The organism is Nocardia transvalensis, from assembly GCF_015477765.1.
In the GTDB taxonomy this organism is placed as follows: domain Bacteria; phylum Actinomycetota; class Actinomycetes; order Mycobacteriales; family Mycobacteriaceae; genus Nocardia; species Nocardia transvalensis_A.
On the sequence record NZ_JADLQQ010000004.1, the window covers coordinates 52,230 to 73,564 of the forward strand.

General features: G+C 63.2%; 16 protein-coding genes. 8 read left to right on the forward strand and 8 right to left on the reverse strand.

Annotated elements, in window-relative coordinates; all coding sequences use genetic code 11:
* Window positions 1-65 precede the first annotated feature (65 nt).
* Genes IU452_RS11920 through IU452_RS11930 form a run of 3 tightly spaced genes read left to right on the forward strand, consistent with a single transcriptional unit; the run spans window position 66 to window position 4,056 of the window.
* Complete coding sequence (locus tag IU452_RS11920; RefSeq protein WP_195109079.1) at window positions 66-2,165, forward strand: helix-turn-helix transcriptional regulator; 2,100 nt, start codon at window positions 66-68, stop codon at window positions 2,163-2,165.
* Entirely contained in the window at window positions 2,162-3,163 is a 1,002-nt protein-coding gene (locus IU452_RS11925) for a hypothetical protein (RefSeq protein ID WP_195109080.1), read from the forward strand. The genes IU452_RS11920 and IU452_RS11925 overlap by 4 nt, the downstream gene beginning before the upstream one ends.
* Window positions 3,160-4,056: a DUF6339 family protein gene (locus IU452_RS11930; RefSeq protein ID WP_195109081.1), complete on the forward strand. Its 897-nt coding sequence runs from the start codon at window positions 3,160-3,162 to the stop codon at window positions 4,054-4,056. Before IU452_RS11925 ends, IU452_RS11930 begins: the two co-directional genes overlap by 4 nt.
* Before the next feature lie 38 nt (window positions 4,057-4,094).
* Here IU452_RS11930 and IU452_RS11935 read toward each other — a convergent pair whose 3' ends face one another.
* The 3 genes from IU452_RS11935 to IU452_RS11945 form a co-directional block, all read right to left on the reverse strand.
* Window positions 4,095-5,219, reverse strand: a complete 1,125-nt coding sequence (locus IU452_RS11935; protein ID WP_195109082.1) for a DNA cytosine methyltransferase — start codon at window positions 5,217-5,219, stop codon at window positions 4,095-4,097.
* Window positions 5,220-5,265: 46 nt separating this feature from the next.
* The gene (locus tag IU452_RS11940; RefSeq protein ID WP_195109083.1) at window positions 5,266-6,291 is read right to left on the reverse strand and encodes a DNA cytosine methyltransferase; all 1,026 of its coding nucleotides are present in this window, start codon (window positions 6,289-6,291) and stop codon (window positions 5,266-5,268) included.
* 642 nt (window positions 6,292-6,933) lie between these two features.
* Window positions 6,934-8,940, reverse strand: a complete 2,007-nt coding sequence (locus IU452_RS11945) for a CocE/NonD family hydrolase (protein ID WP_324192565.1) — start codon at window positions 8,938-8,940, stop codon at window positions 6,934-6,936.
* 389 nt (window positions 8,941-9,329) lie between these two features.
* Between IU452_RS11945 and IU452_RS11950 the strand changes: the two genes are divergently transcribed.
* The 3 genes from IU452_RS11950 to IU452_RS11960 all read left to right on the forward strand — a co-directional run bounded on the left by IU452_RS11950 (window position 9,330) and on the right by IU452_RS11960 (window position 12,842).
* Window positions 9,330-9,989: a helix-turn-helix transcriptional regulator gene (locus IU452_RS11950; RefSeq protein WP_195109085.1), complete on the forward strand. Its 660-nt coding sequence runs from the start codon at window positions 9,330-9,332 to the stop codon at window positions 9,987-9,989.
* Window positions 9,990-10,265: 276 nt separating this feature from the next.
* Complete coding sequence (locus IU452_RS11955; RefSeq protein WP_195109588.1) at window positions 10,266-11,819, forward strand: peptide ABC transporter substrate-binding protein; 1,554 nt, start codon at window positions 10,266-10,268, stop codon at window positions 11,817-11,819.
* Between the two features lie 27 nt (window positions 11,820-11,846).
* Window positions 11,847-12,842 (forward strand): nitronate monooxygenase, encoded by a 996-nt coding sequence (locus IU452_RS11960; RefSeq protein WP_195109086.1) that lies wholly within the window; start codon window positions 11,847-11,849, stop codon window positions 12,840-12,842.
* 147 nt (window positions 12,843-12,989) lie between these two features.
* Here IU452_RS11960 and IU452_RS11965 read toward each other — a convergent pair whose 3' ends face one another.
* Window positions 12,990-13,487 carry an SRPBCC family protein gene (locus tag IU452_RS11965; RefSeq protein WP_195109087.1) on the reverse strand — a complete coding sequence of 166 codons (498 nt, stop codon included), beginning with the start codon at window positions 13,485-13,487 and terminating at the stop codon, window positions 12,990-12,992.
* Between the two features lie 266 nt (window positions 13,488-13,753).
* Between IU452_RS11965 and IU452_RS11970 the strand changes: the two genes are divergently transcribed.
* Entirely contained in the window at window positions 13,754-15,364 is a 1,611-nt protein-coding gene (locus tag IU452_RS11970) for an ABC transporter substrate-binding protein (RefSeq protein WP_324192566.1), read from the forward strand.
* 41 nt (window positions 15,365-15,405) lie between these two features.
* On the opposite strand, the gene IU452_RS11975 is transcribed toward IU452_RS11970, so the two are convergent.
* Entirely contained in the window at window positions 15,406-16,860 is a 1,455-nt protein-coding gene (locus tag IU452_RS11975; protein ID WP_195109089.1) for an alpha/beta hydrolase, read from the reverse strand.
* Between the two features lie 97 nt (window positions 16,861-16,957).
* Here IU452_RS11975 and IU452_RS11980 point away from each other — a divergent pair, with 97 nt between their 5' ends.
* Window positions 16,958-17,767 carry an endonuclease/exonuclease/phosphatase family protein gene (locus tag IU452_RS11980; protein WP_324192567.1) on the forward strand — a complete coding sequence of 270 codons (810 nt, stop codon included), beginning with the start codon at window positions 16,958-16,960 and terminating at the stop codon, window positions 17,765-17,767.
* Here IU452_RS11980 and IU452_RS11985 read toward each other — a convergent pair whose 3' ends face one another.
* Genes IU452_RS11985 through IU452_RS11995 form a run of 3 tightly spaced genes read right to left on the reverse strand, consistent with a single transcriptional unit; the run spans window position 17,768 to window position 21,323 of the window.
* Window positions 17,768-18,775: a Gfo/Idh/MocA family oxidoreductase gene (locus IU452_RS11985; protein WP_195109091.1), complete on the reverse strand. Its 1,008-nt coding sequence runs from the start codon at window positions 18,773-18,775 to the stop codon at window positions 17,768-17,770.
* Window positions 18,776-18,799: 24 nt separating this feature from the next.
* Window positions 18,800-20,287, reverse strand: a complete 1,488-nt coding sequence (locus IU452_RS11990; RefSeq protein WP_195109092.1) for a CoA-acylating methylmalonate-semialdehyde dehydrogenase — start codon at window positions 20,285-20,287, stop codon at window positions 18,800-18,802.
* Window positions 20,288-20,318: 31 nt separating this feature from the next.
* Complete coding sequence (locus tag IU452_RS11995; RefSeq protein ID WP_195109093.1) at window positions 20,319-21,323, reverse strand: LacI family DNA-binding transcriptional regulator; 1,005 nt, start codon at window positions 21,321-21,323, stop codon at window positions 20,319-20,321.
* Window positions 21,324-21,335: the final 12 nt, after the last annotated feature.

Below are 21,335 nucleotides of genomic sequence, written 5' to 3' on the forward strand. Positions count from 1 at the left end.
AAGTAGCTTATTGACAGGATGGATTCCGGCGATGTTAGAGAGGTGCCTGGTTGAGGACCGGGAAGATGGGGGAAGCTTCGGAGACCTTCGGGGTCTGGTTGAACCGGCAGCTGGCGCGCTCGAATATGTCGCAGACTGAACTTGCAGCAGAGCTTGGAGTCACCCGCGCTGCAGTGTCGGCTTGGGTCAACAACCGTGCCCAGCCTCGCGAAGAGATCAAACGGAAGATCGCAGAGGTGTTCGGCTTGGGCGTGACCTCTTTAGATCTGCGCGATACGGACGTCCCGACTGTTCTGCCGATTCGGTGGCGTTTCCGTCCCGCACATGCGGACGGCGGGCGCGAATACGGGAATGTTGCCGCTTTTGCGTTCAATGTCGATTTGAGTGTTCTTGTCCGCGAGGCAACTCAAAATTCACTAGATGAGCGGTTTGACGATCGCAGACCCGTCAGCGTTCGGTACACCCTGCATGAGCTCACTGGTGACAATAGCGCCGTTTTCAAAGACGCCATTCGCTGGAACGACCTTGCCAAACATCTCGATGCAGCTACCGAGTCTGGACAGAAGGTCGCTAGGAGTCTCAGGGCTGCGCTTGACGAGCTGCACGAGCAGAAGTCAATTCTGCTACTGCGCATCGAGGACTACAATGCCGCAGGACTAACAGGCGATGAATATGAAGATGGTCGATTTGCCGCAGTCGTAAGGCGCCAGCTGGATAGTAGAAAGGAACTGGCCAAGGCCAGGGCCGGTGGTTCCTATGGCTTGGGTAAAGCTACCCTGTGGGCTACGAGTAGGTTTGGTCTAGTCTTGATGAACTCGACGCTTTCGCATGCACACGAGGGTCGAACGCGGCATCGTCTGATGGGTAGGATCGAACTTCCATGGCATATGGTTGATGGACGCGCGTTTGCGGGTCCAGCTTGGCTTGGTGAGCCTGACATGGATCCGGCTAGGAAAGAGGTTTCAAAATCCTGGTGGGCTGATGAGGATACAGTCCGAAGCCTATTCCTCGAGCGCAGGTCACCTGAACCCGGTACGTCCTTTCTGATCGTCGGCGCTCATGATGGATCTGGGCGATCCAACGAACTTACTGAAATGCACAGCACAATCGTTCGAGCTCTGGGCGAGCAGTTCTGGGCTGCCATGGTTCACGGCCGAAATTCAGAGCCAATGCTGCGTGCCACCGTTTCGACGTATCGAAATGGGCACGTGATTATTCCGGATGAGCTGGTGAACCCGCACGCATATCGCCCTGCGCTGAGTCGTGCGCTACAGGCGTACCTCAACGATGAGACCGTGACCGCTCTGACCGTCAAAGAGCAGGTCGTCCGCGTTGATGTTCCATTGAGGGTGTTCAGGCGTAAGTCGGAAAGGAGCTCTCAGCCTAAAGAGATATCGCACAATGCGGTCTTGCTCCTCACCACGGGGGAGGATGGTGACGGTATGAACGGTAAAGTTGCCTTCATGCGTGGTAATCGAATGACTGTGATGGAAAAGCGGCCGAGAAGCCTTCCGCTTGGCGCCATACCATTTCAAGCGGTCCTTCTGGCGGGGGCTGCAACGGGAAATCTGGGTCCCGATGCCGAGCGAGCGGAGCAATTACTTCGCGCGTCCGAGCCGCCTACGCACGACAATTGGGGCAGGACCGAGGAGCTGACGGCAGAGTACGAGTCTGGGGCTGGGAAGCGAATAGAGGAATTCCTGAAAAGTGTTGAGCAAACTATACAAAGACTAGTTGCTCGGAGGGCCACAGAGACTGGCGGTGGTCCGGCTGGGCTGCGTGAGCTCTTACGATTTGGAGGATCGAGCCTTACGAACGTAAGGGGAGTTCAGGGCGCACCAACGGTCCAGATTGTGGATTCTCACGTAGACGAAAACGGAGGATGGCATGTCAGGGTTGGTGTACGACTGCCTGACTCTGAAGCGCAGTGGTTCCTTACTCCTGTTGCGAAATTCGATGTAAGCTCTGGAGGGCGACCTACAGTGGAGTGGGAGTCCCTAACTTCGGTCGAAAATTGCCGAATCGATCGAGGGAACCTCGTTATTGAATCGGGAATACGCTCGGCCGAGTTTGTTGGTGTAACCGACCCATTGTCGCATCCAGTTCAGACCAGATATGCCCGTCTGATTGTGGATGTCCGTCATGCTCGGGGGCCGTTGTCATGAAGTTTGGGCAAAGAAATACTGCTGTCCCGTACCGTACGATCTTCGGTGAAATCGACTTAGATGTCAGATCGGTGACGGTGGATGGTGTTCCGATTCCGTCATCCGCTGTGAATTCCTCCGAGAGAGTCGTGGCAATGCATGACGTTGGACGACTCGATTGGGGGGCAGCTCTTCTAAACATCCGTGCCACGTTGCCGCAACAAGAGATCGATGAGGGCCCATGGCAAAATCTGAGCTGTCTAGCTGTCCTGTCGGAAGAGCTGACGAATTCTCGTCATGTTAGCAGTCTCTATCGTCAAGAAGATGGTGTCTGGCGAGGATCAATAGAGCTATCCCGTTCCCGATTTCGCGGCCGTGTATCGCTGGGGGTGGTGGTTGTCGGTTCGATAGAAAACATCGATGGTCGTCTTCTTGGTTCTGTGGACGCAGACAAGGTTTGGTACATTGACATCGCGGCGAAGGTTCCTGTTCGACAAAAGGAAGTCGCAATAAAAAGAGTCGACTTCAGAAATGACGATCGCCTTCGTCAGTTTGGCGATGCGCTGTGTATCACCGACACGACCTCTGAACAGACCCCCATAGTCTATCTGAATACGGGCGCAGTGGAAGGTTTGATGGATATTCTCTATCGAACCGGGGGGGCGCACGACGAGCGGCTGCTTCGTGAACTCACCTTTAGTCAGATCGCTCAAGATGCTTGGATTGCAATGTTCCATACTGCTATCAGCGACTTGGATATTGACGACGACAAAACTCCGGTTCTGCCGTCTGGATGGCGGGGTGCAGTATTGGGTACGATGTTGCCGGATATTTTGCGCGGCCGCTCCCTGACGGATGCGCTATCCCGGATCTATGAGATTCGAGAAACCGGGGAAGGGTGGGCGGAGCTTCAATCAGGAATCGAGTACGCGGTAGCGAAGCGGAGTCGTCGTACTCGGAAGTTGACTGAAGCGGTACGGTCATTGGACCGCAATCATGAGGGGGCTCACCGGCAATGAAAGTCGATTTTCCGGAAATTCTAGGTCTTTTGCCGAATCTAGTGGTGCCGCGCTATTTGACCGCTGGAGTGCAAGCAGGGCTCGAGCTTCCTCCTCAAGTGCCGTTACGAAAGGCATCCACCTTACTTCCGATCTCTGAGGCACGATGGCGCTCAATGCCTGTGCGAGAGCTGGTCGACGAAGCCATGTGCCGGTTCGATCCTGGTAGCGCAAAAGTGGACGCATGGCTGTCGCCAAGGCTGCACGCTACGCTGCGTATGACGCGGTCGGAAGCAGCGGATAGCCAGCTCTGGAACTATCTCGGTCTCCTTGTCGCGCCAGACTATGTCGTATGGCGACATAAAAGTAAGAACCACAAGAGTGGGGCGGAAGAGGCACCGGTTTCGAGGTTCTCTGGACCCTACCACACCCAGGCTTTTTCTAGGCTTTGGTGGATGTCGGAGCTATTCCGTGACGGTCCGGACTATCGAACGGTAGAAACTGCTTTTGTATATCAAGAAGTGGCTAACAGCGTTCTTCGTAGCTCCATTGTCAATCATCGTCCCACCGCCTTGGCGTTTATGCGCGTAATTGAGCAGGCGATGGCTTCCGACACTGAAGCGATAGGTGACTACATCACTCCCTACTTGCGGGCGGTAAATGCGGCCGCGAGTACAATAATTTACGACTACCTAGCTCCTGATAATTCGATTGACGATGGCGCCTTAATAGATTGGATCGGAGAGTCGGAGTATATGGCGCCCGTCGCGTGGGGTGCGCTGCCGGTTGGGCCTGACGAAGGGGCAGTCAGCGAAGATGCTATTCAAGCTCTGTTGCCATTGTTCACCGAGATCTTCTCCGGCGTCGAAAGGCGGGAACGCTCGAAGAAAATTAGCAAGGGTTCGATGTCTTGAGAAAATCGAAAGCACGGAGCCGGAAAAATTCATCTGTACTATTGAAGAGATGAGAACAAGCATTCCATTCCGTGCTTTGTTTTCTGCCAACTGGCTTTGACGACTTGGTCAAGTGTCTCCTGGTTCAATCGCCAGTTTAAAGTCGCTGCGAGAACGTGGACGGCCAATCGAGGTGGAATTGCATTTCCGATCTGTTGGGCGGTGTTGCGCTCTGACCATGGATAGTCGAATGGAAATGTCTGTAACTGGCCAGCTTCGGAAGAGGAAAATCGTCCAAGATAGCTGCCGTCAATAGTGCTGATCAATCTATTTCGTGATATTTTTCCGGTGACGGTAGCAGCTGGCTCCTCCCAGGCTCGTCTGCCACGAGCCTTCGGGTCACCGCCAGTCCCATAATTCGAGATGACGGCGAAGTTGTGACGAGCTAGCGCATCTCCCATTGAAACCCACGGTAGAAGGCTGGAGTCGTAATCTTTTTGTCTCATACCCTTGCGGTATAGGTGATGAGTAGGTTCAGGAAGAAATGGCTGCCGATCGAGTCGGGCAATGAGAATGGCCCGACGTCTGGTCTGTGGTACGCCGTATTGCTCGGTATGTAAGATCCCGCAGTCGACGAAGTACCCGATTTTATTGAGAGCCATTCCAATAGCCGTCCATACGGGCAGGACCGCTGGAACCTGCTCTAGGACTATCGCTTCATATGGCGACCCTTCGCGATATGCTTCAAGCGCCCAACGAAGCGGTTCCAATACCAAGCCAGTTCGCTCATCACCCGTGCGCTCGTAAAGTTCTTTAAGATTTCGTCGGTGCAGTGTGCCGAGGTTTTTAATGACAGTTCTGCCACTGGTCATACGGTCGACCATCGCGAGTACTCGATTCAGGGCATCGCGACCAGTGCCGGATCCGGCGACCGTGTAGGTCTGACATGGTGGACCGCCCGCCAGCACGGTCGCGTGGGGAAAGTCAGTTGGGCTGAAGTCGAGGACATCGCCCTGCTTGGTGCTCAGGCCAGCGGCGTCTCTGGTCGCACAGGCATCCTTGTCCCACTCGATGCCATCGACAGATACTCCCAGCCAATGCGCCGCTACATCGAGTCCTCCTGGGCCGGCGAACAGGTCCACCATATGGATCTGGGACGAGGTCGGTGGCTGATCGGACGGCATGGTGGCGGATCCTATTCGATTGAATGCCTTACGACCCAACGTGGGCTCAAGGTGTGTCAAGCGCCAACCGGATCGCCTGGCCGAGTGCCTTGGCAACCGGAGGTGGCGTTGCGTGTCCGATCTGCCGATACCGCCTTGTCTTACGGCCTTCGAACTGCCACTCGGTGGGGAAACCTTGGAGGATGGCCGTCTGAGGAACTGTCAGCTTCACCATGCCCTCTCGGCCGACGTCTGGATCCCAGTGAAAGTCGGCTGCCGGCACGTCATCGGCGAGGCTCGAGGCGTTGACACCCATGCGAGCCCACGCTCGCTTGGTGCCTGTGGGACCGAGATCGGCTCCGCCGCGATCCATCGAACCACCTACGAGTGTTGGCGCGACCTCGTTTGCGCGCGTGGCCCATCTGTCGGCGCCCAGCCAGCCTCTTGACTTCATAGACTCACACAATGCTTCGCCTACAGTGATCCTCTGATCGGAGGTTATAGGCTGCGGAAGCTGAAACCTGGCTAGTTCGTGGCCCTTGAAAGCGACAAGAATGCCTAGCTTCCGATCTTGTGGCACACCGAAGTCCGCTGCATTGACGATGAACCACTTCGATTCGTAGCCGAGGTTGTCGAGTTCTTCCCTAATAAAGGTCCTAATCGGTCTATACGTGTCCTTTGTGACGATGTTGGCCACATTTTCGATGAGTAGCGCCCGCGGCTGCACTCCATGCACGAGCCAGGTAGTCACCTTAAGCAAATCGAGCTCGATATCACTGCCTCGAGTGCGGCTCACAGCCGCCGATGCCTGCACCCGCGGTAGGCCCGCGGAGAGCAAGTCGACGTCCCAGGTCGTTCGATGCTCATCAGGATCGAAATCATGCAGGTCAGCTTGTATGACCTTCCAGCCTGGACGGTTCCGGCGGAGAGTGTTGCAAGCTTCAGTAAGCTGCTCCACCAACAGAACTGGGTGGAAGCCTGCCTGCTCCAGTCCGAGTGCTAGCCCACCCCCGCCTGCGCAGACGTCTAACGACCGTAGCTTGGAACTGGAGTACGCCACGTTCTGAGATGTGCTACCTGCGGCCTTTGACATTCCAACTCCCCGTGCCTATTCGCAACGGTAAGCATACATGTGGTCAGCGACCGCACGCGGAAACAGACTCCGGCGTGTTCGAGTGATGTCGAATCTGTCCGGAGCTGTGGATCCCACGGTGCAGTGTTCGGTGCGAGCAGTCGTAGTTGATCTTGAATCCAGGATCCGAGTGGGGAAGGAGAGAGGTTGGAGGAGCAGCTCTGAGGGGATACTTGGGTAAGCATCCAACGTAGCCAGCATCCGAGCGCCCTGCGCCGAAGCAATGATGATTCCTGACGAATTGGCTTCCGTGCGGCGGAGCAGAGATGGGCGACGTATTCAGAATCACTGCGCGCTCTGCGATTCTGGATGCTCCGGTAATTTCATGCGCATGGATCGACTCTCTTATTGCGGGCAGGTCGGCCTCAGTGAGGGATGCCATGAGGTGTGGCGCGAATGGGTTGAGAGTCGAACCTACTGAGCCCATGTCGCGCCTTCGACGGATATTGTTCGCAAGCCGGATAAGTAGATGCCCACCGATGCGGTGGGTAGTCGTGGAGACCTCGCGCCGCGAGGGTTTCGGTGATGTCGCGTCCGTTCAGGTGTGGCCCAACAGCCGGTTTCCTGTCGAAAGGCGGCACGGTGAACGAGTGCGACTGCGCGTCACCAGCCGGGTGCGCCGCCGAGGGGGATGTTGATGTAGCTGGGGGCCTGGGGATCGATGTCGAGGTGTTCGGGTTTCAGTTGGCTGCCGAAGAGCATGGGGCCCAAAGGTTCTCCCTTGGGGAAGTTGCTGGCGAAGACGTCTACCCGGAGGCGGTGGCCGGGGTGTAGCACCGCGTCGGTGGGGGTGATCTCGATGTCTAGGGCGGTGGGTTGGCCGGGGATGACCGGGAGGAGGTCCTCGAGGGTGAGGGAATGGAAGGGCTTGGTGTAGTCGCCGTTGGGGGAGCGGTCGCTGCGGGAGTCGTCTACTTTGCGTAGGGATGACACCAGTTGGCCGGTCGTCAGGACCGTCGACTTGCCGTCGGGGGCGACGTCGTTCACGGTGACCGTCCAGTAGCCGTCGGTGGCGTCGTGGACGGTGTTGAGGCGCACCGCGATCGGGCCGGAGATCGTGGTGGGTGCGGCCACCGGCGCGGAGGTGAAGGTCAGGCCCTCCCGCTCGTGGAAGCGCTCGTCCTCCCCGCAGCCGGGGATGGCGCCGGAGAATCCCATGGTGATCTGTGCGGAGTCGCGCGAGCAGACGCTGGCCAGCCCGGGGGCGACCGTCAGGCGGGCGGGCTGGTCCGGTGCGGCGGCGCTGAGGCTGCCGTCGTGCACGCTGTGTCCGCCGGTACCGCTCGGCGCTGCCGACAGATACAGGCGTCGGTGTTCGACTCCGGCGCGTGGAAACCGGTCGGTGGTCGTCCAGCCACTGCCCTGCTGCCACAGCGTCACTGGGCCGTAGGTGTCGATGCCGTTGTCGATTCCCTTGAGCCACTTGTCGAACCACGCGCGCTGCAGCACATCGATGCGCGGTGGTTCACCGTTCTGCCCGCGCATGTCGAATCCGCCCGTGCCGTGGTACCCGTCGCCCATCACGAGCTGCTTCCGGCCCGGCGGCAACGGAATCTTGTTGTAGATATCGGGTACCGAGCGGGCGAACAGGTCGTGCCAGCCGCCGATCACCATCGTCGGCGCGGTCACCTTGGTCGCATCCGCGTGCAGACCGGGCCGCAGTGGGCCGTCGGGCCGCACCAGGTCTCTCAGATAGGGCGTCAGGTCGTTCACCGATGAGAGGAGCAATCCCTGGATGCCCTCCCACACGAAGGTCATCGGGCTGGACAACCTGTCCGCCAGCCACTTCCAGTCGAATCTGCCCTGCACGATCGACATCAGGTCCGGCACCAGCTTCGGCAGGTTGATGGCCAGCACGAGCAGCGGGCCGATGAATCCGATGCCGACCGCGCCGCCCGGCGCTATCAGATCGCGCAACGTGTCGTCGCTGGGTTCCACGGGGAAGAACGCCTGCACGGCGCCGGGAAAGTTCTGCGCGGCCTGCAGCTGATTGATCGCCGAATAGGAGACACCGCTCATCCCGAGCGTGCCGTTCGACCACGGCTGCCGGCGCACCCAGTCGAACACCTCACCGGTGTCCTGCTGCTCGCGGGGACCGAACAATTCGAATACGCCCTGGGAGAACCCGGTTCCGCGCACATCGACCACGACCTGGGTGTATCCGCTGCGAATGAGGTTGGGGTCCACCGCAAAGGAGCGCACGATGCCGCCGCCCGCGAGACGGGTGACGTCGGTGATGCCGTCGAACGGCGTTCCGGTCAGGTCGAAACTGCGGAAGAACTTGATCAATGCATCGGAGAAGACGGGGATCGAGGTGCCCGTCATCGCGATCATCGAGATCAGCTTCGTATACGGAATGAGATTGACGATCGTCGGCGTGGGCGTGGCGATCGGGCCGTTCGCGTCGGCCGGACGATAGACGTTGGCCTTCAAGACCGTTCCGTCGCTCATCGTGATCGGTACGTCCCAGTCGATGTAGATGTTCGGATATTGCTGCGGGCCGTCCTCGGCTGCGGTCCACTGGGCCCCCAGCGCACCGCCGTCGGGGGTGGTCGCAGTCGCGGACGGTACGAGCAGGCCCGCGACAGTGAGAAGGACTGTCAGCGCCACAATTGCTCGCGACCGCATTCGACGGCGCCCGACGGCTCCACTTCGTCCCGATGCTGTACCGCTCTTCATCGAAAGGCCCCTTCCCGGGCCGCCTGGCCACCCGCGAAAGCCATTGTGCGGCAGGACGGCACGGCCCACTACGACCCCCGGCACCGAGGCGCGAGCGTGACGCCCATCACCATTGTTACGAGCGATCATGGACCATACAGGAGCATAGGAATTCTCGCTAGTACCAGCGCCTCATGGCCTCACACCCGGTGACCCACGCCCGACGTATTTCTCGAATTCCCTCGGCTTTTCGCTGTTAGCCTTTATCGATGGGGTGCTTCGGCGAAATGACCATCCGCCCAGGGGTCTTGTCCTACCGCGGCGGGTTGTCGCCTGTTGGGATGCATGCACACCATTCGGTTCAGGTATTGGTTGCCCGCCGGGGTGAGTTCGTCTTGTCGGATTCGGCCGGAGCGGACGTCGTGTGCCTGGCGGCGGTGATACCCGCCGATGCCGCCCATGCGATGACCCAGGGCGTGGAGGAGGGCGAAATGGTCCACCTCGCACCCGAATCCGATGACGGCAGCGCGCTCAGCCGGTCCGTGGCACGGCCGGAATCCGCCGCGGCGTGGGTGGACGCGGGAGTCGCTCTCGCGGCTCGCCTCGGCGAAGACGAATGGTGGGCAGATGGATTGCCCTATGTAAGGTCGACCGTCAGGCCGAGGAGACACCCCGCCGTCACCGCGGCGGCACGCCTGCTGCCCGATCTTCTCGAGGCGGGTCCGGTTCGGTTGCGGGACGTGTCTTGCCAGGTCGGCCTGTCCGAAAGCAGGCTGGCCCATCTGTTCTCGGAAGAAATCGGACTACCCTTCCGGCCCTACGTGCGCTGGTTGCGGATGTGCCGAGCGGTCGACCTCATCGCTGCCGGGCACAGCCTCACCGACGCCGCGCATGCGGCCGGGTTCTTCGATGCGGCCCACCTGACTCGCGTGAGCAACAAGACATTCGGCCTCTCCCCGGCAGCCCTGATCAGCGAAATGCAGTTCAAGCTCGATTCGTAGCAGGTTTGTCCAATCAACCTCGGCCCCCTGGCCCGGACCATGAGGATGTCGGCGCGATCCCGTCGTCGGCAGCCGAACGGCCGAACCTGGTGTGGAGGGGGCATCAGGTGGCCGATCGGCAGACAGCTGGGTTGGGGGTGGCTACTGTCCGAGGGGATTCCGAGGCGGGCAGCCGGTGCGCTGGTGATCCCGGGGATGCCGCCGTCTCGGTCGGTCTCGACACGGGAGAGCGCAGTGAGATTCACGAGAATCGGTGCGGTGGTTGCGGCGGTGCTGATGGCCACGAGCCTGGGGTTGACAGGGTGTTCCCCAGGGGACGGTGGTGGGGACGTCGTCAAGGTGAACGGGGGAGAACCGCAGAATCCGTTGGTACCCGGCAGTATCAATGACAACCTCGGGGGTAGGGTCGTCGGCCGGTTGTTCGCCGGGTTGAAGTACTACGACGCCGACGGCAAGGCTTACAACGAGGTGGCCCAGTCGATCGAGACGACCGACCGCCAGCACTACAGGATCACGCTCGAGCCGGACTGGAAGTTCACCGACGGCTCCACGGTGACGGCGAAGTCGTTCGTCGATGCCTGGAACTACCACGCGCTCAGTACGAATGGCCAGGTGCAGAACTGGGCGTTCGCGCCGATCGCCGGCTATGGCGAGGTGTCGGCGAAACCGCCTACCGCGCAGACGTTGTCGGGTTTGAAGGCGATCGATGACCGTACCTTCACCGTCGACCTCGAGCACCCGTCGATCGACTTCGAACTGGCACTGGGCTATTCGGCGTTCTATCCGCTACCCGAGGTCGCGTTCAAGGATATGAAGGCCTTCGGCAACAACCCGATCGGCAACGGCCCCTACAAGTTCGTGTCCTGGGACCACAACGTCAAGATCGACCTCGAGCCGAACCCGGACTATCACGGTGGCCGCCCGGCCAAGAACAAGGGGCTGCGGTTCGTGATGTATCAGTCCTTCGACACCGCGTACGCGGATCTGCAGGCCGGCAATCTCGATGCGCTCGATACGATCCCGGATGCGGCGCTGACCTCGTACCAGCAGGATCTCGGCGATCGCGCCATCACCAAGCCGACCGCACAGAACCAGCACATCGGTATCCAGCCCACCGTGGCTCACTTCTCCGGGCCCGAGGGCGTGCTACGCCGAAAGGCACTGTCGCTGGCGATCAACCGGGAACAGATCTGCGACAACATCTTCCGCGGGACCAGGATTCCGGCACGCGACTTCACCGCGGCCACCCTGCCCGGGTTCGACCCGAATCTTCCGGGCTCAGAGGTGGCGCGGTACGACCCGGACGAGGCGAAAAGGCTGTGGGCCCAAGCCGATACGATCTCGCCGTGGTCGGGGCGCTTCGAGGTCGCCTACAACTCCGACGGCGGGCACGAGGCGTGGGTCGATGCGGTGGTGAACTCGATCAAGAACACCCTCGGTATCGACGCGGTCGGTACGCCGTATCCCACATTCAGCAACTTCCGGGCGGCGATCACCTCGAAGACGATCGGGACGGCGTTCCGATACGGCTGGCAGGGCGACTATCCGTCGATGCTGCAGTTCCTCACCGCGAACTACTACAGCTCCGCGGGTACGAACAACACCACCTACAACAACCCGGAATTCGACCGCCTGATCGATGCGGCACAGGCCGCGCCCGCACCTGACCAGTCCTACAAGCTGATCGCTCAGGCACAAACCATCCTGTTCCGCGACATGGTCGACATCCCCCTCTTCGACTACGTCGCCACGGCCGGGCGCTCGACCGCCGTGAAGCAGGCACCGCTGGCGTGGAACGGCCTGTTCGATTTCGAGAACATCCAGAAGTAGCGTCATCGCCGAAATACAGTGGGCCCCATGGATCTTCTGGACAGATTGCGGTTGGACGTGCCCGTGGCACAGGCGGGGATGGGCGGGCGCCTCGCCGGGGCACGACTGGCCGCGGCGGTGGCGGCGGCCGGGGGATTGGGAACCCTCGGGCTGCTGCCGTCGGGGGAGTTGCGGGTGGCGATCGGGCAGGTGCGCGAGCAGGCGCCGGGCCGGGCGGTGGCGGTGAATCTGTTGATGCCGTTCGTGAAACGGCGGCATGTGCAGGTGTGTATCGAGGCGGGAGTGGACGTCGTCGTGGTGGCCTTCGGTGGTGATGCGGCGCTGGTGCGAGAGCTGCGCGGCGCCGGGATTTTCGTATTCGTGATGGTCGGCACCGAGGATCAGGCTCGAACGGCCGTGTCCTGGGGTGCGGACGGGCTCATCGCCCAAGGCCGCGAAGCGGGCGGGCATCTGGTGGGAGAGGTTGCGGCGCTGGAGTTCCTGCCGCGCGCGATAACCATCGCGCAAGGCCGACCGGTGCTGCTCGCCGGTGGCATCGCCACCGCGGACGATACGGCGGCGGCGCTCGCGGCGGAGGCCTCGGGTGTCGTTGCGGGAACACGGTTTCTGATGACCGAGGAGTCGGCCGCCCATCCCGACTATCAACGCCGCGTGATCGCCGCACGGAATACCATGGTGACCACGCTGTTCGGCCTGTCCTGGCCGACGCCGCACCGGGTGATCCCGAACGAGGCAACCGACCGCTGGTGCCATCCCGACGGCACGCCACGCCGATTACCCGCAATGCTCAACTCCCGCACCGAGTTTCTCGCCCGGCTGGCTCCCGAGAACGGCGACAGGGTGCTGCCCGCTCTGCAACACCCTCGCCTGCCGTTCTTCAGCCCGGCCGCCCCGCTGGCGGACATGCCGCCCACCCACGTCGACCGAACAGCCCTCTACGCAGGCGAATCCGCGCGGCGCATCACCGCGATCGTCCCGGCCCGGCTGGCCGTGGCGGAGTTGGCCGGACAGGTATCCGGCTAGGTCCGCCACAGGCCCCGTATTCTCCTTCGGTTGGCGAGGGGTACCTCGCAAGGGTTGTGCTGCAAGGTTTTCATCGCCTGCGAATGAGCAGGTAGGCGGGTATGAAGGTGAGCGCCGAAATCTGCTGCGTCGCCGTGGTTTCGGTCACTACCGCAGCCTTGCCCGCTCATTCACCGCCCGCAGCATGCGCACCACCGCGTTCCACCGCGCCGGTCTGGCCACCGCACCTGTCACCGCCTGCTCGGCGCGATCGAGGCTGTCCTCCACGCACGCGTCGTGCAACCATCGCCACAGCAGCGGCCAGGTGAGCCGGGCCGGTCCGCGCGCATGGATCGCCAGCAGATGACGCAGCACCACCGTGCCGTTGCCGTCCGGATGAATCGTGTATTCGTGGAACCCGTCGAAGCCGCGCGGCCCGGTGAAGCGGAACCGCACCCACCGACCCGGCTCGTACTGGTCGACGGTGTAGCGGACCGGACCGTGGCCGCCGACCGCACCTACCTTCAGCGGTCCGTCGAAACGCATCGTTGGCCATCGGCCGACGGGCCACAGCTTGTCGTGCTCGCTGGCGAGCGTATCGATCAGCGCCCCGACCTCGGCCTCGGTCGCGGGCAGTCGCCGTGAGTGAACGTTGACCACACCCATGTGCCTGTGCCTTTCCTCGGATCCCAACGGCCGGCTCCGACCGTTGTGGAGCATTCGCTCTAAATCGAATTAGAACATGTACTCCACATCGAGGGAAGGATGAGCCGCGTCACTGCGCGCGACACCGGCCGCCCGTCTCTCCGATTTCGATGACAACAGTCCTGTAAATGGCTACTGTCCGAGGACATTCCGAGGTGGACGACCGATGCGTCGGCGATCCGGCTGCAGGGTCCGCAACCGCCTGGACTGTCTCGAGAACGGAGTGCGTGTTGAGATTCACACGATTGGGTGCGCTGGTCGCCGCCGCGGTGCTGGCCACCGGCCTGGGGCTGACGGCCTGTACCTCCGACGGGGGCGGCAGCGGCGATATCGTCACGGTGAACGGTGGCGAGCCGCAGAACCCGCTGGTTCCGACGAATACCAACGAGAATTACGGCGGTCGCGTCATCGACCGCCTGTTCGCCGGGTTGAAGTACTACGACGCCGACGGCAAGGCATACAACGAGATGGCGCAGTCGATCGAGACGACCGACCGACAGCACTACAAGATCACTATCAAGCCGGACTGGAAGTTCATCGACGGTACGGTGGTGAAGGCGAAGAACTTCGTCGACGCGTGGAACTACGGTGCGCTCGCCACCAACGGCCAGAACCAGAACTGGGTCTTCGCCTCGATCGCGGGCTATGACGATGTGTCGGCCGATCCGCCCAAGGCGCAGACGTTGTCAGGTCTGAAGGTGATCGACGACCGCACCTTCACCGTCGATCTCAAACATCCGTCGATCGACTTCGAACTCTCACTCGGTTTCGCGCCGTTCTATCCGCTGCCGGACGCGGCGTTCAAGGATATGAAGGCATTCGGAGAGAATCCGATCGGCAACGGGCCCTACAAGTTCGCCAATTCCGGTGCGTGGCAGCACAATGTGCAGATCGATCTGGTGCCCAATCCGGACTATCCCGGCGGTCGCGCACCCAAGAACAAGGGCCTGCGGTTCGTGATGTATCAGTCCTTCGATACCGCATACGCCGATCTGCTGGGCAACAACCTCGATGCGCTGGACACCGTTCCGGTCAGCGCGTTGGCGACCTACAAGAACGATCTCGGTGACCGAGCGATAAGCAAGTCCACGGCGCAGAATCAGCACATCGGTATCCAGCCGAACCTGCCGCACTTCGCGGGTGAGGAAGGGGTGCTGCGACGCAAGGCCATCTCGATGGCGATCAACCGGCAGCAGATCTGCGACACCATCTGGCACGGCACCAAGATCCCGGCGCGCGACTTCACCTCGGCCGCCCTGCCCGGTTTCCGCGGTGACCTGCCGGGCGTGGAAACCCTGCAGTTCAACCCCGATGAGGCCAAGAAGCTCTGGGCCCAAGCCAATGTCATGTCCCCGTGGTCGGGCCGGTTCGAGATCGCCTACAACTCCGACGGCGGTCATCAGGAATGGCTCGAAGCGACGGCGAACAGCATCAAGAACACCCTCGGCATCGAGGCCATCGCGGTGCCGTACCCTACCTTCAAGCAAATTCGGGACCTGGTCCACTCGCGCACCATCGGCAAGGCATTCCGCTACGGCTGGCAGGGTGACTATCCGTCGATGCTGCAATTCCTGACCTCGCAGTACCTCTCGGGTTCGGAGACCAACGACATCGAATACGCCAATCCCGAATTCGACAGGTTGATCGCCCAGTCGCAGGCCGCACCGACGCCGGAGGAGTCCTACAAGGTGATCGCGCAGGCACAAACCTTGCTGATCAGGGATATGGCCGATATCCCGGTTCTCGACTACATCGCGGAGGCGGGACACTCGGACAAGGTGAAGAGGGCGCCGCTGGCCTGGAACGGCCTGTTCGATTTCGAGAACATCGAGAAGTGACGCACGGGGCCTGCGCGATCGCGCGCAGGCCACCGGACGGTTCAGGCGACCGGGCAGTGCGTGTCCGGCTGCGGTACAGCAAGAGTCGTGAGATACCTGTCGGCGGTCGTGGTCGCGCAGTCGCTGCGTCCGTAGACGCCGTGCCCCCACCCGTCATAGGTCAGCAGCACCGATCCCGGGGTGTTGGCGGCCACGCCGGTGGCCCACTCGTACGGTGTGGCCGGATCGAAGCGGGAATTCATCAGTAGGACGGGAGGCGCACCCTCGATGCGCGGCCGGTGCGGCGGATTCGGCGCAGGCACAGGCCATCCGGAGCAGACGCTGCCCGCGACCCACGCGAAGTGGGCGCGCAGCGTCCCCGCGTTGCGGTTCTGGTCGGTCCACAGCTGCTCCCAGTGAGACTGATCGGAGATATCGAATGTCCAGTCGGCACAGGCGATCAGCTCCGGCATGGGCACCACCTCGTGCCGAGCAGCGGGAGCTGTTGCCGCCGTGGGGGTTTGATTCGTCAGGTTCTGCAGATCGACTGCCAGTTCGGGCCATTCGGGCTGATACAGCCGCCGGAGGGCGGCACGACCCAGCTCCAGCGGGCCGAGTGGCATGCCGGGACTGCCGGTGCTGTGCAGTTCACCGCGTTGTGCCCGCGCATGGAGCGCGTCGTAGATCGCGGAGACATCTCGGCCGTGCAGGGCGCACCCGGCGTCTCGATCGCACCACGACACGAATTCGGTGAAGCTGTCGCGGGCGGCGCGGGCCTCGCTGGCGAGGAATTCGCTGCCGCCGAGGCTGTGGTCGTCGACGCTGTCGAGCACCATGGCGCGCACCCGCTTCGGGAACAGCTCGACATACGCTTGGCCCGACATGGTGCCATACGATCGGCCGTAGAAGCTGACGGTGCTGTCCCCCAGTGCTTTTCGCAGTTCCTCCACATCCCGAGCCACACTCGTACTGTCGAGATGGTCGACGAGCGGGCCGGTGTTTCGGCGGCAACTGGCTTCGAGTTCTCGGGCGTAGGCGTGGATATCGGTGAGCCGGGCACCGGCGTCGGGGACCACAGCGGGTCTGGCGACACCGGCATCGCACCGGAGCGGGTGACTTCGTTTCACCCCGCGCGGATCGAAACCGACGATATCGAAGCGCGCCCGCATCTCCGGCGAGAAGCGGGTGCCGTTCAGCACCTCGTCCACCCCGGAAGTGCCGGGACCGCCGGGTAATACGATCAGCGTGCCGATTCGAGCGGCGCCGTCGTGAGTTCGAGCGCGCGCGACGGCCATCTCGATGGTGTCGCCCTGCGGGTTCGACCAGTCGACGGGCACGGGGACGACCGCGCACTCGACGTCGGCGTTCTCGGCGCAGGGGCGCCAGGTCAGGGCGGGGGAGCTGTCCGCGGTGCACGCGGCGGACGAGGCGGCCACGGTCACGGCGAGCGCGACGGCGAATATGGTGCGGCGCAAAGGCATGCTCGGATCGTCGAGGCGGTGATACGGCCGGAGCATCACCTCACGGTGCCAACCATCACTCACCCCGGGGTATGGCGATCCACCGTTTCGAGCGCCCGCAGGCGGCAATCCGGTCGGTATGCAGCTTCGAGTCGTGACCCTGAACATCTGGAACGACGAGGGCGATGCGGCCGCCCGGCTCGGGGTGATCAATGCCGAGTTGCGTCGGCTCGAGCCCGATCTGGTGGCGTTGCAGGAGGTGCTGCCCGACCAGCTGCCGCTGCTCTTCGCCGGGACCGGCCTGCATGCCACCCATCAGTCCCAGGTCGCGGTGACGATGCCCGCGCGCTCGGACGAGTACGGCGGCAATGCCGTCGCCTCGCGCTGGCCGCACCGAGTGGTCGAGGCCCTGGACCTGCGCAGTCACACCGACCGCGACCTCGCCTGGCTCACGCTCGCCGCGCACGTTCCGCTGCCCGAACTCGGCGAGGTGCTGTTCATCGCGCCTACCACCTCGTTCCGGCTCGACGCCGAGGTGGAACGGGAGCGGCAGGTGCTGGCCCTCAGCGATCTGGACGCCCGGCATCGCACCGAGCTGCCGACGATCATGGCCGGTGATTTCAACGCCGCGCCCGACACCGCCGGGATCCGGTTTCTCACCGGACGCCGATCGCTGTCGGGCCGCAGCGTCTACTATCACGACGCATGGGAGGTCGCCGGGATCGGGCCCGGCGACACCTGGACCGCCGACAACCCCCAGGCATTGCCCGATATCGAGCAGTTGGTCCGTCAGCCCGGCCATCGCCGCCGCATCGACTACATCTTCGTGGGCGGGCCGTATGCGCATCCGAACGCTTACGCCCGAATTCGCAGTGCCGCACTGGCTTTCGACAAACCCGTCGATGGGGTGCAGGCCAGCGATCACTACGGGGTCGTCGCCGACCTCGACGTGGGGCCGGCCTGATCAGTTCCGGACTTCGGCCACGGCCACCGGTCGCCGTTCGCGCCGCGACAGCTCACATGCCTCGGCGATGTAGAACGCCTCCAGCGCATCCGCTGGGCCGCATGGGTTTTCGATATCCCCGCGGGCCACGGAGACGAAGACCGACAGCTCCTCGGTGTAGGCCCGGCGGAAGCGTTCCATGAAACCGGGGTAGGCCGGGTAGGGCGAGGCCGGATAATCCGGTTCCACCGAGCGCAGCGGAGCCCGATCATCCAAGCCCACAACGGCGTTGCCCTTCGAGCCCAGTACCTCGAGCCGCACGTCGTAGCCCGCGCCGTTGTAGCGGCCCAGCGACACCGTCGCCAGCGCTCCGTCGTCCATGCGCAGCACCACCGCGGCGGTATCCACGTCCCCGGCGTCGACGAAGAACTGCTCGCCGCGGTTGGCGCCCAGCACGAAGACCTCCTCGACCTCCCGGCCGGTGACCCAGCGGATGATGTCGAAGTCGTGCACACCGCAGTCGCGGAACAGCCCGCCCGAGCGGGGAATGTATTCCGCGGGCGGTGGGGCGGGATCGAGGGTGGTGGCGCGCAGCGTGTGCAGCCACCCGAGTTCACCCGAGCGCACCGCCGCCCGCGCGGCCCGGTACCCGGTGTCGAAGCGGCGCTGGAAGCCGATCTGCACCGGCACGGTGGCGTTCTCGACGCGCCGGATGACCTCGAGGGTGCCCGCGATATCGGCGGCCACCGGCTTCTCGCAGAACACGGGAATGCCGCGGTCGACCGCCTTGGTGATCAGTTCCGGATGCGAATCGGTGGCCGTGGTGATCACCAGGCCCGCGATATCGGAGCCGAGCAGCGTCTCGATATCGGGGGCGAATTCGACGCCGAGTTTGGTGGCGGTGGTGCGGGCGCGCTCGACGTCGGCGTCGGCGACCACGACACCCCCCACACCCGGCAGGGTTTTCAGCGTTTCCGCGTGTGAGGTGCCGATGCGACCCGTGCCGGCGAGGCCCAACCTGATGGTCATATGAGAGCTCCTGTCGGTGAAAGATCAGTTGGCGGTGGGGAATCCGAGCTCGACACCGTGGGCGGTGCGGGGCCAGCGGGCGGTGGTGACCTTGGCGCGGGTGTAGAACCGCACACCCTCGGGGCCGTGGATATGGGTGTCGCCGAACAGCGAATCCTTCCAGCCGCCGAAGCTGTGGTAGGCCATCGGCACCGGAATCGGGACGTTGATGCCGACCATGCCCGCCCGCACGCGGCGCTGGAATTCCCGTGCGGCCATGCCGTTCTCGGTGAAGATGGCGGTCCCGTTGCCGTAGGGGTTGCTATTGACCAGGTGCAGCGCCTCCTCGAAGGTGCCCGCGCGCACCACCGCGAGCACCGGGCCGAAGATCTCCTCGGTGTAGACCCGCATCTCCGGGCTCACGTGGTCGACGAGGGTAGGGCCGACCCAGAAACCCCCTGCGGGCCCGTCGATGTCGCGGCCGTCGACCACCAGCCGGGCTCCTTGCGCGGCCGCGGATTCGACGGCGGCGACGATGCGATCGCGGGCCGCGGCGGTCACCACCGGGCCCATCTGCGAGGCCGGGTCGGTGCCGGGCCCGACCTTCAGCGACCGGGTGCGGGTGGCGACGGCCTCCACCAGGGCGTCGGCCGTGTCGCCCACGGCGACCAGCACCGAAATCGCCATACAGCGCTGACCCGCGCTGCCGTATCCGGCCGAGACCGCGGCATCGGCGGCCAGGTCGACATCGGCGTCGGGCAGCACCACCATGTGGTTCTTCGCGCCGCCCAGCGCCTGCACCCGCTTACCGGCCGCGGTCGCGGTGGTGTAGACGTGGCGGGCAATCGGTGTCGACCCGACGAACGACACTCCATCGACATCGGGGTGCACCAGCAGCCGGTTCACCGCCTCGGCGTCGCCCTGCACCACATTGAAGACGCCGTCGGGCAGTCCGGCCTCGGAGAACAGCTCGGCCAACCGCAGCGACGCCGACGGATCGCGGTCGGACGGCTTGAGGACGAACGTATTTCCGCACGCGATCGCCACCGGTGCCATCCACAGCGGCACCATCACCGGGAAGTTGAACGGGGTGATGCCCGCGACCACGCCCAAGGGCTGCCGCACCGAATAACTGTCGACGCCGCGCGAAATCTGCTCGGAGTGTTCGCCTTTGAGCAGCTGCGGTATGCCACAGGCAAATTCGACCACCTCGAGGCCGCGCTGCACCTCACCCGCCGCATCGTCGAGGACCTTCCCGTGTTCGGCGGTGATCAGCTCGGCCAGTTCGGTGCGGTGCCGGTCGAGGAGTTCCCGGTATTTGAACAGCACTCGCGTGCGGGCCGACAGCGAGCTGTCGCCCCAGTCGGCGGCCGCCTTCACCGCCGCCGCCACGGCGGCGTCGACGTCGGCGACATCGCCGAGCGCCACCTCTCGCGCGATCTCGCCGGTGGCGGGCTGGAAGATCGGACCTCGGCGCGGTGACGAACCCGCGGCCCGGGCTCCATCAATCCAATGGGACACCACATCGTGCACGGCAGACTCCGTTCGAGCTCGGATTTCGATTTCAGTTGACAGGTGTGGCCGTCGTCGCGCGGACGACGAGCGACGGCGCCACACGCCGGCGCACCGGCTCGGTGCGTCCGTCACGCAGGCGTTCGACCAGTGCGTCCACGGCCAGGCGGCCGATTTCGGTGCGGGGCTGGTCGATGGTTGTCAGGGCGACGTGCCGCAGCGCGGCCAGCGACGAATTGTCGTAGCCGACGACGGAGACGTCCTGCGGGACCCGCAGTCCGGCCTCCTCCAACGCGGACATCGCACCGACCGCGTTGAAGTCGTTGCCGCAGACCAGGGCGGTGGGAAAGTTGTTCGGGGAGAACACCTTCAGCAGCTTCTGCACCGCGGCAATGCCCGCGGCGTCGGTGTGCTCACTGGGAATCACCATGGGCTCGAGGCCGTGGCGGTCCATGGCCGTCAAGTAGCCCTTGCGGCGTGGTGCCGCGGTGAAGGCGGCCCCACCGTCGAAGTGCACGATGCGCCGATGCCCTAGGGACACCAGGTGATCCACGGCCAGCGCGACACCGGTCTCGCCGTCGTCGTTGACGGTATCGATATTGGCCACCGTCGAACTGCGCGACACCATCACGACCGGGCACTGGTAGGCGGCCTCCCGGATGGCGGAGGCGGGCATGACCGGCGACAGCAGAATGATGCCGCCCGGCCGGAACGCCAGCAGGCTCTCCAGCGCGGTGCGCTCGCGAGAAGCGCTGCGGCGGCCGGTGTTCAGGATCAGCTCCAGCCCGGCCTGCTGCGCCGCGGCATCCATCCCCTCCACCACATCGGCGAAGAAGGCATTGCGCAGGTCGGAGACCATGACTCCGACGATATTGGAGGTGCGGCTGGCGAGCGAGCGCGCCATCGCATGCGGCTGATACCCCAGTTCCTTGGCGGCCTGCAGCACCGCGCGGCGGCGATGTTCGCTGACCTTCGGCGAGCCGCGCATGACGAGCGAGACCAGCGCGCGGGAGACGCCTGCCCGAGCGGCGACGTCCTCCATCGTCGGTCGCGTCATCGTGGTAGCCCT